At 49.3% G+C, this 11,961-nt stretch carries 13 protein-coding genes; 7 read left to right on the top strand and 6 right to left on the bottom strand.

The window, feature by feature from the left end:
* Positions 1–7 precede the first annotated feature (7 nt).
* From ACWGOO_RS16065 to ACWGOO_RS16055, 3 genes are read right to left on the bottom strand one after another with little or no spacing between them, the layout of a single operon-like run.
* Positions 8–298: a hypothetical protein gene (locus tag ACWGOO_RS16065; RefSeq protein ID WP_452485009.1), complete on the bottom strand. Its 291-nt coding sequence runs from the start codon at positions 296–298 to the stop codon at positions 8–10.
* Positions 299–314: 16 nt separating this feature from the next.
* The gene (locus ACWGOO_RS16060; protein ID WP_452485276.1) at positions 315–830 is read right to left on the bottom strand and encodes a glycosyltransferase; all 516 of its coding nucleotides are present in this window, start codon (positions 828–830) and stop codon (positions 315–317) included.
* Positions 831–889: 59 nt separating this feature from the next.
* Complete coding sequence (locus ACWGOO_RS16055) at positions 890–1,387, bottom strand: hypothetical protein (RefSeq protein WP_452485007.1); 498 nt, start codon at positions 1,385–1,387, stop codon at positions 890–892.
* 524 nt (positions 1,388–1,911) lie between these two features.
* Here ACWGOO_RS16055 and ACWGOO_RS16050 point away from each other — a divergent pair.
* The 6 genes from ACWGOO_RS16050 to ACWGOO_RS16025 all read left to right on the top strand — a co-directional run bounded on the left by ACWGOO_RS16050 (position 1,912) and on the right by ACWGOO_RS16025 (position 7,059).
* Positions 1,912–3,057: an ATP-binding cassette domain-containing protein gene (locus tag ACWGOO_RS16050; protein WP_452485005.1), complete on the top strand. Its 1,146-nt coding sequence runs from the start codon at positions 1,912–1,914 to the stop codon at positions 3,055–3,057.
* A complete protein-coding gene (locus ACWGOO_RS16045; protein ID WP_452485003.1) occupies positions 3,054–3,776 on the top strand; it encodes an ABC transporter permease in 723 nt (240 codons plus the stop codon). Before ACWGOO_RS16050 ends, ACWGOO_RS16045 begins: the two co-directional genes overlap by 4 nt.
* Before the next feature lie 5 nt (positions 3,777–3,781).
* The gene (locus ACWGOO_RS16040; protein WP_452485001.1) at positions 3,782–5,173 is read left to right on the top strand and encodes a GldG family protein; all 1,392 of its coding nucleotides are present in this window, start codon (positions 3,782–3,784) and stop codon (positions 5,171–5,173) included.
* Complete coding sequence (locus ACWGOO_RS16035; protein WP_452484999.1) at positions 5,170–6,111, top strand: DUF4340 domain-containing protein; 942 nt, start codon at positions 5,170–5,172, stop codon at positions 6,109–6,111. The genes ACWGOO_RS16040 and ACWGOO_RS16035 overlap by 4 nt, the downstream gene beginning before the upstream one ends.
* A 403-nt stretch (positions 6,112–6,514) precedes the next feature.
* Positions 6,515–6,877 (top strand): sigma-70 family RNA polymerase sigma factor, encoded by a 363-nt coding sequence (locus ACWGOO_RS16030; protein ID WP_452485274.1) that lies wholly within the window; start codon positions 6,515–6,517, stop codon positions 6,875–6,877.
* A 23-nt stretch (positions 6,878–6,900) separates the two neighbouring features.
* Positions 6,901–7,059, top strand: coding sequence for a hypothetical protein (locus ACWGOO_RS16025; RefSeq protein WP_452484997.1), 159 nt, complete (start codon positions 6,901–6,903; stop codon positions 7,057–7,059).
* An 81-nt stretch (positions 7,060–7,140) separates the two neighbouring features.
* Here the strand turns inward: ACWGOO_RS16025 and ACWGOO_RS16020 are convergent, their stop codons facing one another.
* On the bottom strand, positions 7,141–8,715 hold the full coding sequence (locus ACWGOO_RS16020; protein WP_452484995.1) for an esterase/lipase family protein: 1,575 nt from the start codon (positions 8,713–8,715) through the stop codon (positions 7,141–7,143).
* A gap of 193 nt (positions 8,716–8,908) precedes the next feature.
* On the opposite strand from ACWGOO_RS16020, the gene ACWGOO_RS16015 reads away from it, so the two are divergent.
* The gene (locus ACWGOO_RS16015; RefSeq protein WP_452484993.1) at positions 8,909–9,910 is read left to right on the top strand and encodes a YhcN/YlaJ family sporulation lipoprotein; all 1,002 of its coding nucleotides are present in this window, start codon (positions 8,909–8,911) and stop codon (positions 9,908–9,910) included.
* Between the two features lie 103 nt (positions 9,911–10,013).
* Here the strand turns inward: ACWGOO_RS16015 and nagA are convergent, their stop codons facing one another.
* Together nagA and nagB are read right to left on the bottom strand one after the other, a co-directional pair.
* Positions 10,014–11,234 carry an N-acetylglucosamine-6-phosphate deacetylase gene (gene nagA, locus ACWGOO_RS16010; RefSeq protein WP_452484991.1) on the bottom strand — a complete coding sequence of 407 codons (1,221 nt, stop codon included), beginning with the start codon at positions 11,232–11,234 and terminating at the stop codon, positions 10,014–10,016.
* A complete protein-coding gene (gene nagB, locus ACWGOO_RS16005; RefSeq protein ID WP_452484989.1) occupies positions 11,231–11,959 on the bottom strand; it encodes a glucosamine-6-phosphate deaminase in 729 nt (242 codons plus the stop codon). Before nagB ends, nagA begins: the two co-directional genes overlap by 4 nt.
* Positions 11,960–11,961: the final 2 nt, after the last annotated feature.

Below are 11,961 nucleotides of genomic sequence, written 5' to 3'. Positions count from 1 at the left end.
TTAAACACTAAAGGATACGATCATCATGGATAAAAAGGGTACCGAAGAAGAAAAATGATGTGGAAAATACCGATTGCGGCATGGCCGCTTTTCTGAGAGCCGGGTTATCCTTTGGATTGAGCGGCTTCACGTAGCTGGAGCCACGATATTGGCGGTTTTGCAAAAAAAGTCCGAAAGAGCCGTGGCAGGCATCCGTACCCGTGGTGGCGGAAGTGGTGTTTGAAGCGGTCAACGGACGTATTGCGGCAACTGCTGATGGAGTACAGACGGCAACATGGAAGGTGACTTTTTCGGACATTCATTAAAATAATAGCTTACCTCACGCCCAGCGCATTCATCATTTGCCGGAAGGATTGCACATATTTATCCGGTGCCAGCAGGTCGACGATCCTTGTCAGCCCCTTCTGGCGAATGGATTCGCGGTGGGGCACGTTGTTCATCAGATCCAGTCCCTCCAATACCGCCTGCAAGATATCTCCTTGTGCATAAAATTTACCCGTTATGTTGTGGTCGATGAAGGCTCGGACTCCGTCAGAATCGGAGCTGAGTACGGGACAGCGGCAAGCCATGGCCTCAGCTACGGCGTACCCAAATCCCTCTACCAGCGAAGTGGACAACAGATACCCGCCTGAATCGCCAATCATGGAGTAATACATAGGCATTTTGGCATGAGGCACGTTGTTGAAACGTTCTACAATCGAGGACAAGCCAAGCTGTGTAACCATGTTCTCGAATTGTATCTTATCCTCTGGCTGTGAAAGAGTATCATCATAGAACATCCAGATGCGAAGATCCGGTCGGTTTTGCAGCATCCAGTAAGAGATATCGATAAAATGCCTCCAGTTTTTGTTCGGCTCTAGTCGCCCAATCCATGCAATGACCGGGCTGGTCAGGTGGGAACATAGTGAAACACGCTGGTATCCAGCACATTGGGAAATACATAACGATCAAGCCAAGGGCACATGCTGGAAAATAGTTCGACCAGATGGGTAGTGGTGGGTAGCAGCACTGCATTGGCGTATCTTTGAAGAAACGGTGTGGCTTCGCCTACAACCAATGCAGCTTCCACGTGCAGACCGAAGCCCTGTGATTCATAGATTAGCACACCCTGATAGCCTAACATGCGCAGTTTGGCAAGCATCTGGTAATCTGACGAGACGACGATGGCATCGTAACAGTGAGTGTGTATCAGACTACGAATATCTCCCTCGGAGGACGTCATAAACACCGGAATATCTCCATGCAAGTTTTGCATCCCCGAACCCTGCTGATAGTAGAGAAGATGGCATTCAATCCCGTCTTGGCTGAGCACCTTGCAGCGTTGGCGGTTCAAAGGTTTCCACGCCGCCGCTGGGTATATAAAAGGTAAATAGAACTTTGATAGCAATAACCCCCTTCGGCAATCGAAAGCTGCTTATATACCAAGTCATTCCAGAAAAAGGACGGGGTGTGGGTATCTATGGAGGCCTGGATTGAATCAGCATATAATTGTGGCTGAGGCGGGAATCCTCGGGGGAGCGCTCCACTGCTTCTCTGGCAAAACCACATGCTTGGCGCAGTAGTCCCAACTCATAACAGTAAGGCTCATGCAAATGAATATTTGGACAAACCGTACAAGTTAACGAGTATAAAAGCACATTCTCTCGTTCACATTTTAGACATATTTTCTTAAGCTTATATTTAAGTAACTTTAAGCTGGAGTTATATGTGAAGGATTAACATTAGAGTTCAAAAGTGTTGCGTGAGGCGCATGAGGGGTAAGCTGAACTAGAGAAATGAACATTAAAAACGGAGTAAACGGAATGATGCTGTACAAGCGAAGCACCATCTGTCTGCGTAGTGGCGTTATATGTAACTTTTTTAGTTCAGGGACGAATGGGTAGTTACAGTGAAAGACTATGATTTTGCCATATGATAAAAGAAAGGGTGAAGCGTGTGCTCAAGGTGCAGCAGGTGAGCAAGTGGTATGAGGGCAATCGGGGCGTGCATAAGCTGGATTTTGAAATGCAGCGTGGTGAGATTGTCGGGTTTCTGGGGCCAAACGGTGCAGGCAAAACGACGACGATGCGCATGATTACAGGGTATCTCCAGCCGAATGAGGGAGTGATTACGATTGACGGCATCCCGATTCAGGATCAGGGCAGACAGGCCCGTTCCAAAATCGGTTATTTGCCGGAAACGCCCCCTCTGTATGGAGATATGTCCGTTCGATCCTATTTAAAGTTTGTGGCGAGCATTCGAGATGTGCCTGCGAGAGAGCAAAAGCTGCGCATTTCCGAGATGATTTCCCGGCTTGGGCTGAACGGGCGTGAAAAGCAACTGGTACGCAGTCTGTCCAAAGGTTATAAGCAGCGTTTGGGGCTGGCGGGAGCGATTATTCATAACCCGGATTTGCTGGTGCTGGATGAGCCGACATCAGGTTTGGACCCGAATCAGATTTTGGAAATTCGCCAGCTCATTCAGGAGATTGGAGAGAATCATACGGTGCTGCTCAGCACGCATATTTTGCCCGAGGTGGACGCTTTGTGCAATCGGGTTCTTATCATTCATGAGGGTGAATTGGTGCTGGATGGACGGCCTGACGCGCTCGGGGGTTCGATGGAGGACGGATTTAAGGTGAAAGTGGAGGTAAAAGGCAGCCGTGAGCAGGTGTTGGACGTTCTTGGTGCCTGGGGAAAAGTAGAGGTGGAGCTATTAACATCTGGCTTGCCTCAAGCTGACACAAAGCTGACTGCAACGGAGCGAAATTTGACCGGACTGTTACTGACAGGCGCTTCCAGTGAGGATTTCCGTGAGGAGCTTTTTTATGTGCTGTCTGGTGCGAAGCTTCCGATTTTGGAGTTGAAAAAAGAAAGCCTTAGCTTGGAAAATATATTCCAGCAGTTAACCACTCGCGAGTCGAAAGCAGGTCAGGCCGATCAAGTGAATGTAGTGGAACAAGTCGAACAATCGACGGAAAGTGAAATTTCCGCAGATGTTACGGAGGACAGCGAGAAGGCTGCGTCCAGCAACGACAAGGCCGGGCAAAACAAAAGTACAGGAGGTGAACGGCCATGAGGCGTTTGTTCGCGGTCTGTCAAAAAGAGCTGCAAGCCTATCTATGGACGCCGACAACGTATTTTGCGCTTGCGGTGTACATGCTGCTGACGGGACTACTCTTTTACACGAATTTTGTCATGTATCAGCCAAGCATCTTGGATTACCGGCTGGTACTCGGTGATACGCTGTCCATGCTGGTGTTTGTCGTCCCACTGCTCACGATGAGGCTGGTTGCGGAGGAATTCAGGCAGGGTACGGATGAGCTGTTACTTACCTCGCCTGTGAGTGTGACGGAAATGATTGTGGGTAAATTTTTGGCATCGCTGGGCATGCTGCTCATTTTGGTGCTGTGCAGCCTGGCCTATCCGGTCGTAATGTCCTTTTACGGGGCGTTGGATTGGACACTGGTATTTACGTCTGTGATCGGTCTATTTATGCTGGGTGCAGCCATGATGGCCATTGGTCTGTTCGCTTCGACGCTTTCGCAGCATCAGATGATGTCCGCGGTCGTCAGCTTTATTATTTTGCTCGTGTTTTGGATGCTGGATTCGTTTGGTGGCCAAACGGGCGCATCTGCGGCCTTGCAGCAATGGCTGGAGCCTTTTTCACTAACCGCACGGTTTGACAGCTTCACCAAAGGATTGCTGAACGGAGCCGATGTGCTGTATTACGTGACGGTGGCGGCGCTCTTTTTGCTATTCAGCATCCAGGTGGTCGAACGGAAACGGTGGAGGTGATGAACATGAAAAAATGGCTGGGTCATACAAACAGTGTGGTATTGTCGGTTGCTGCTATAGGTATTTTTATTTTGCTGACGCTGTTTCTGCGTTCGCTGGGAGGCTTTCAGCTGGATTTGACGGCAGGCAAGCAGTATACGTTGTCTGATCAGACATTGACGGCCATTCAGGGAGTGAAGGAAGACGTGCGGCTGATTGCTTTTACTGTATCGACTTCGCAAAATCAAAAGCTGAACCGGGACGTTACGGATATGCTCAGTGAGTACGCCAAGCGTAACAGCAAGCTCAAGGTCGAGCAATATGATCTGAATCAGGAGCCGCTGCTGGCCAAGGAATATGGTGTCACCGAAGCATCCATCGTGCTGGTTCAGGGTGAGAAGAAACGTGTTATTGATATAGGTAGTCTGTTTACGCAGGCACAGGGAAGTAGCGAGGGGGCGTACCAGTTTACCGGAGAGGAAAAGCTGACCAGCGGACTGCTGGGGCTATCATCTACCCGTCAGGGAAAAGTCGGTTTCCTGACCGGGCATGAGGAAATCCCTTTGTCCCAAATGACCGGATTGAGCAACTCACTGGCGCAGGATAATGTAAAAACCGAAGAAGTGCAGCTCAATCAGGCCGGTAGCGTGCCTAAAGATGCATCGGTGCTGGCTATTGTGGGGCCACAACGAGATATCAGCGTGACGGAGCTGAAAAGCATTCGCACCTATTTGGAGGGTGGTGGAAAGCTTTTTCTGGCGTTGGGCTTTCATCCGAACATGCAATCGGACTGGAAAAACCTCGACGCACTGGCGGCTGATTACGGTGTGAAGGATACACATGCGATCGTGGTGGATCAGGAGCAGACGAATACGCTTGGGCCTCTGTTTACAGTGCCTACCTTTGGTAGTCATGCGATTACGGATAAGCTGGCGGCCTCCAATCTGTACCCGGTTCTTTCGCTGTCTATTGCTTTGCAAGCGGGGGAGCAGAAGAATGGGAAGACTACGGCCTTGCTCAAATCTTCTGCCGCCAGCTATGGCGAAACGAATATTCAGGGGCTGCTGAACAACGAAACACAGAAGGATGATAAGGACCTGCAGGGGCCGCTTGATCTGGGGTACGCGGTAGATGGCAAAGACGGCAAGCCCAAAGCGATTATTCTTGGAACGTCGGCCCTTCTGAGCGACACCGAGATCAGCACAGGAGGCAATCGAGATTTTGTGCTGAATAGTCTGAATTATGTGCAGGAACAATCTGACGGGCTTACCATTCGCCCTCGTCAGGAGCAGGATTATAAGGTGGTTTATTTAACTCCTGCGCAAGCGAAGGCTATATTGACCCTATCCGTGATCGGATTGCCGTTGTTGTTCACGGCGGCCGGAATCTTATTATGGTGGAGGCGAAGAAGAGCATGAGAAAATGGATACCCACCGTGCTGCTGTTAGTTGTATTGGGAGCGGGTATAGTCTATGCCAAGAGCCAAAACTTTTTTCGTGAACAAGCTCCTGCGGCTCGCCAACTGGTTCAGCTTACGCAGGGGGACATTACGTCATTCGCTATAACGGGGAAGGACGGCAAGTCAGTGGAGCTTAATCAACGTGACGGCAAATGGAGCATGAGCAAGCCGCAGTCTTATCCGTTAAACGGCTATACGATTGACAATTGGTTAGCCGCTATTCAAAACGTGAAGCTCGGTGAGGTGGTGGAATCTTCTCCAAAAGACATAGCCAAATACGGAATCAGCGCCACCAACAACCAAATTCAGATCAAGAACAAGGATGGAAGCGTGCATACCTTTGCTTTTGGCGAAACGTTGCCTTCCGGCGATGCTGTCTATGTGCTGTCAGATAAAAAAGAGGTAGCTTCCGTACCTGTGGATACCCTTTCCGGGTTGCTACTGGGTACGGCCGATTTTACGGATACGACGCCGTTCGACTGGGATGATGACAAGCTGAGCGGACTGGAGTGGGAAGGCCAGTCGGCATCCTGGATGCTTAAGTCATCCGGTGATGGGCAAACCGGGGAAAGCTCTTCCACAGCTTGGACGCTGAATGGAAAGTCGGTAACCAGTGATACGGCGACCTCCTTATCGCAGCAAATCAAAAATTTGGCCAGCAGCCAGTCCTTGCGCAAAGCCTCCGAGCTGAACAAACCTGTTCACCGCTTTACGCTAAGCGTATCGCTGGGCCAGCAGGATGAGTCGCAGCAGGTGTATCAGGGCTGGACGGTGAACGGTGACCCGGATACCGTATGGGTCGTGCCTCCGCAAAGCAACTGGGCGTATGGGCTGTCGGCATCTGATGTGAAGCGTATTGAACAGGCTGGACATGACCAAGCTCAAACTAGAAAATGATTTACAGAAATATAAATACGCGAATGAACGGAAAAAAGGCTCCATCGGCGGATCATCGTCGATTGGAGCTTTTTTGTGTTCGTTATTCGTCAGGCTTGCCGCATCGAGCTTATCCAGCTTTTCTTCCATAGTGTGCAGGATATGCCGCAACAAAATAAAACAAAGTCCAGCCGGAAAGCCTACGTTGGTAACTAGAGAAAGAGCGTCATCCATTTGCGATGGTTTCCCCCTTTTCAGCATATACGAAGGAAGGTAAATAAAAATCGTCGTATACAACCGGTTCAAAAAATTGTATAATAAATAAGAACAAATGTTCTTTTTTTGGTTGTAACATGTGTTCTCAAATTACCCTATAATATGAGGATTTCGAAAAGCCAAATCCAAAGAGAAAGGGTAGTTTATGATGAATAAGTCTCAGCTAACATTGGTCGAACAATATCGTAAGAAGCTGTACCGCATTGCATGGAGAATCCAGTATCGTGCCCGGGTGCAAACCAATCATGAATTTGTCATGGAAAAGAACGAAGCCGTCGCTACTCCATCTTTTACAGACTCTGCAAACTCTAAAATGTACACTCTACAGCTCATTAACTCTCTACCATCTGAGATCGGAAAAGCCATCATCTTTGACCTTTACATACTAGACAAAACCGAAGCACAGATTGCAAGAGAGCTGAAGCTATCCCAACAGGCGGTGAATAAATGGAAAAAGAAAATGCTGAATCAATTATCTCAGATGCTGAGTTCATCAAACTGCTCCAATTAGCACGAGGCGGAGATCAGGAAGCCATGAGCAGGATACTTCGTCTGTTCGAGGAAGATATTCAGAAAACCAGTCGATATATCCGTATGTCCCGGGAAGATGCCGTTCAAAGTATTGTGACTGATTTTATAGAAGATTTGAAGCGTGACGATATTGAAGTAATTAAAACGGACGCCATTATATGATACAGAAAAGAGAAGGTGCAGGCTTTTAAGAGCCTGCACCTTCTCTTTTATAAAATGATATCAATGAATACGTGGGATGATTTAATTCACATACTTATTCCCGTTAGCGTCAATATAGACGGATTGAACCGCTGTACGGCGGTATGGATAGCCAGCCTCTGTGGTGCCGTTAATTTCATAGGTTACGGAATAGATGCCAGGCTTGTCCGCTTTGGACAGTTCGATTTGTCCAGTGGGGTTAACGGTTTTTTGCTGTACCGTCAGACCTTTGGCCGCAGGAGTAATTCCTTGCTGTGGATCACCGTAATATTGAACCTGATACGTGACTTGTGTAACGCTTTTAGGGGAATCCTGTGGTTGCAGATTCAGCTTCGGACCTACAGCATTTAGATTATATTTCAGCTCAGGAACCTGAGCGGCCTGATAGCGGGCGATCAGGAGATAGGCTCCTTCGCCGGGAATCGTGGCATTCAGTTTATAGATGCCCGGTTTTGGATTTTTAATAACTGCATTATGATGCCAGGTTCCATTAAAAATTTCATTATCATAGCTCGCTTTCAGATTTAGATCCTCGCTGGTACCGTCCGGCTTGGTCAGCTCGAGTTTACTCACACGTTTATCGCTGATCCAGTCCAGATTAATGGATTTAACACTATTTTCAACGGTAAGAATTTCTGAGGCTTTTCCGTTATAGTCGCCACCTCGGATAAAGTAGGAGTTGTCGATCTCACTATAGGTGGATTGTACAGCGGAAGCAGTCAAGGAAGATGCTGAAAGTGCCTCAGTTTCCTGATTCAATGCTGGAGTGTTCGCTTGGAGGTAGGGTTGGATCAGGGAGAAGACGTAAGAGCCGGTACGAACCTTGGCATGATCCCAGGGTCCGACTTTAACTACACGTCCACCGGGAAGCTTTGCGTTGTCGACCGTGACCACTCCATCATTCTTGCCAAAGGATGAGAGGTAAAGGCCGCCCATTATGTAGGAAGCGCTACCATCAGACCAGTTATCACCGGCAAAAGTGAAAAAAGGAACGGTAGTTGCATTGCTGAGTGAATCAGTCTTGGATCGGAAATACTTCATATAAGATGTTTGTAAAGTAGAGGTACCGGGATTCTGTGAGCCGACGAGATCTGCCAACCATCCGGCCCAGCTGCTGTAGGCGAGATCTGCAAGTTGTGAGCCATGATGGGGACTGCTGAGGGTAATGACACGTTGTACATAGGGAGCGGCTCCGTTATATACGAGAGCGGTTTGAGTGTCCACTCCACCTTTGCTGTGGGCGATGACGATGAGCTTTTTTCCAAATTGTTTACTAATGACCTTGATTTTGTCGGCTAGAAGCTTACCATTTTCCCACATATCCTGTGATGTGCCATTTGCATCGTAAAGATTAATGGTGGCCGTCTGGTATCCTGCATTACGCGCAAGTTGGAGTATGTCGTTGTTTTTGGTCCAAGCCTCGGAGTTGCTGTTCAGACCATGAACAAATAGGAGTGCGGGTTTAGCAGGATCAGTGCGGTCGGGCAGAGGGCCTTCTGACCAACTTCCGGCGGCTTCTTTCGGGGGTTGGGGTGTAGTGGAGCCTGCAAAAGCACCAACGGGGACGAGAGTGACGGATAACAAAAAAATGAGCATCAAAACGGTGATCTTTTTCAAGCTTGAAATCCTCCTTTTGTAAAATAAAGTATTTTTCAATCTTATTATACATGACATCTTGTGGTAAATCATCAATTGCATTTTGTATTTACATTAAAATTTTATTTTTAGTCATTTTTTAGTCAGCATAGCCCTGAGAATCATAGTGCATCCTAACCTCGTCACACATTTTATATGTATGGAGGATGAGTTCATGCCAGGGACTAAGAAGGTAATCAGTTTAACGATTTCTGCTGCTTTGCTCGCCAGTATGGCTGCTTTGACAGGGTGTGGGAATGCAGATCATAACGTTCGCACGAACAGTACCCGCTACAACGCACAAAGCACACATCATATGGATGGTGTGAACCGTATGGATGGTATGAACCGTATGGATGGTGTAAACCGTTATGGGGTTAAGTCCAACGGTATGGACGGGGTGCCATTAAACCCGAGAACCAATGTTACCGGACATCCAGTTCGTCATTTGCAAGTCGATCGTAATTTGTCCAAACGCATAGCCGAACTGCCAGGGGTAAAATCTGCGACAGTGCTGGTCGGTGATCGTAATGCTTATGTAGCGGTTTCCTTGAAGGACCAAGCCAACGGAACAGGGACTGGCACTTCAGGCGTTAAAGGTACTGGGCATTCCATGAATACACATGGCACGACTACACATGGCATAACTACGTATGGGGTGGATGGTACAAGAGGCAACTATACCACCGATGGCATAGCGCCAGGAATTACAGATAATGGAATGAGCCGACCCGCAACACCTCCGCGTCGTGGCGACGGATTGTACGGCACGATGGGTACTGGTTCTTATGGTATGATTCGTGGCTTGACGGACGGTACCGGTACGAATATCGGACGCACGGATGGAACTACAATGGAAGGCGCAAGAACTGCATATGAGCCTAACACGCTGACGGAAGCTGTCAAAAGTCGTATCGCCAACAAGGTGAAGCAATTTGCACCTTCGATTGAACAAGTGTATGTATCGGCTAACCCCGATTTTGTAAAGCATACCACTGATTTTACACGCAGTGTGCAAAGCGGTCATCCGATCAAAGGAATGAGTGCCCAATTGGTGGATATCATTCACCGGGTATTCCCGACTCCTGCTGCGGGTGCAACTCATCCTTCACAAGGATCAACAACGGCACCCACTCGTCCACAAAATCATACCCCTGCACCTATGAATCATCGCTAATTCACCACATCTGTGTGTAATGCCAAAGAAAGAGCTATCCATCTCGGCGAAATCGCTGAGGGATAGCTCTTTGATTTGATTTAGGGGTAATCATAATACTGAATTATGTTCGTACTCCTTTGATCCATACGCCTTGCAGCTTCAAGTCTGCATCCAGTAACAGAACGTCTGCTTGTTTGCCTGCTGCAAGCGAACCTGTCCGATGCGCAATGTTCAGGGACTTAGCCGGATTCAGGCTGGCGGCTTGGGATGCCTCGGGAATGGTCAGACCCACATGATGAACCAGATATCGGAAGCCTTCAATCATTGTCAACGTGCTTCCTGCCAGAGTGATGCCATCCTCCAGCCGTGCCACGCCGCCCTTCACGATTACTGGTAAATCGCCGAGTGTGTAATGTCCGTCCTTCAGCCCGGTGGCAGACATGGCATCGGTGATGAGAATGAGATTGTGCTCCCGTTTCAGCTTGGCGAGCAGGGAGACAGCAGCGAGATGCACGTGGATACCGTCAGCGATCACCTCCGCTTCAATGCGCGAATCAGCAAGCACGGCTCCGGCGGCTCCCGGCTTGCGGTGATGCAGCGGAGTCATGGCATTGAACGCATGCACCGCATGGTTCAGGCCCGCCGCCGCTGCGCGCTCCACCTCTTCATACGTGGCATCCGTATGACCGAGAGCCGCAGTAATGTTATGGCTGCGCAGCCATGCAATCAGCTCCAGTGCGCCTTCCCGTTCGGGCGCAAGCGTTAACTGGCGGACAAGGCCCGGGTAGCGCTGCTCCCATTCCTTTGCCCAGTCCAGATTCGGCGGTTGAATGTGCTCCGGGTTTTGCGCTCCCGGCCAATTCGGGCTAATGAACGGCCCTTCCAGATGTACGCCCTCCAGTTGTGCGTAGGGCATAGGCTGCGCCATGTAGGCGTAAACCTCACTTAGCACCTGGTCGATTCGCTCTTTTGGTGCGGTCATGGTGGTAGCCAGCATTGCGGTTGTTCCTTGAGAGCCGTGAAAAGAGGTAATCGTATCCAGTACCTGCGGATTGGCGTCCATAAAGTCCTCGCCGTTACCGCCGTGAACATGAATATCAATAAAGCCTGACAGCAGGTAGCCGCCTTCCAATCGCACGATGTTTGCCCCCACCGCTACACCATCATCCTGATTTTCCGCTACTGCTGCAACTAGATCAGCAGGCAAATCATCCTCTGCACCAGCATATACGATGGATTGTCCCTCAATAGCGACAACCCCTTTTTCAATCATGTGATCCCCAATGACGACTTGTCCATACAGTAGTTGGGTTATATTACCATTCGTTTCATCCGAGTTCAATTCAACCAGCCTCCCGCTTCCTGATCCAGTAAAACCAGCACGTTGGGATGGCATTGCAGCAGGGAAGCCGGGCATTCTGTGGTTACAGGTCCGGTGAAAGCCTGCTTTACAATGTCTGCCTTATCCGCGCCAAAAGCTACCAGTATAATTTGCTTCGCCTTCAGAATCGTGCCTACTCCCATCGTGACTGCTTGCTTGGGTACAGCATCTATATTGCCAAAAAATCGGGCATTCGCTGTGCGCGTTCCCTCTTCCAAATCTACCACATGTGTGGCCTTGGTCAGGCTGTGCCCAGGTTCATTAAAGCCGATATGGCCGTTGTGACCAATGCCGAGCAATTGGAGATCGACGGGCCCGTGATCTAGAATTGCCTGCTCGTGGGCCGCACATTCTGCTGCCAGATCGGCCGCATTACCGTCAGGTACGCGTGTATGGGCAAGAGGAATGTCGATATGCTGAAACAAGTGCTCATTCATAAAGCTGCGGTAGCTCTGCGGATGTTCCGGGGGAAGACCAATGTATTCATCGAGATTCACGGAGTAGGCTCGTGCAAAGCTCACCTGTCCCTTACGGTACATTTCTGCAAGGTGACGGTAAATGCCAAGGGGTGAACTTCCGGTAGCGAGTCCAAGCATGGCCCGTGGCTTGTTCAGCAGTAAGCTGGCGATCACAGCCGCAGCGGTAGCGTTCAGGACTTCACGGCTGTTCAAAATACGTATGTTCATCT

It is taken from the genome of Paenibacillus sp. NPDC055715, assembly GCF_053617595.1.
This window is presented reverse-complemented; position numbering and strand designations above follow the sequence as displayed.

Excerpts from the sequence above, each read along its gene's own strand:
- ACWGOO_RS16065 (WP_452485009.1), bottom strand. The coding sequence starts at position 298 with ATGTCCGAAAAAGTCACCTTCCATGTTGCCGTCTGTACTCCATCAGCA.
- ACWGOO_RS16050 (WP_452485005.1), top strand. The coding sequence starts at position 1,912 with ATGATAAAAGAAAGGGTGAAGCGTGTGCTCAAGGTGCAGCAGGTGAGC.
- ACWGOO_RS16045 (WP_452485003.1), top strand. The coding sequence starts at position 3,054 with ATGAGGCGTTTGTTCGCGGTCTGTCAAAAAGAGCTGCAAGCCTATCTA.
- ACWGOO_RS16040 (WP_452485001.1), top strand. The coding sequence starts at position 3,782 with ATGAAAAAATGGCTGGGTCATACAAACAGTGTGGTATTGTCGGTTGCT.
- ACWGOO_RS16035 (WP_452484999.1), top strand. The coding sequence starts at position 5,170 with ATGAGAAAATGGATACCCACCGTGCTGCTGTTAGTTGTATTGGGAGCG.
- ACWGOO_RS16030 (WP_452485274.1), top strand. The coding sequence starts at position 6,515 with ATGAATAAGTCTCAGCTAACATTGGTCGAACAATATCGTAAGAAGCTG.
- ACWGOO_RS16025 (WP_452484997.1), top strand. The coding sequence starts at position 6,901 with ATGAGCAGGATACTTCGTCTGTTCGAGGAAGATATTCAGAAAACCAGT.
- ACWGOO_RS16015 (WP_452484993.1), top strand. The coding sequence starts at position 8,909 with ATGCCAGGGACTAAGAAGGTAATCAGTTTAACGATTTCTGCTGCTTTG.
- nagB (WP_452484989.1), bottom strand. The coding sequence starts at position 11,959 with ATGAACATACGTATTTTGAACAGCCGTGAAGTCCTGAACGCTACCGCT.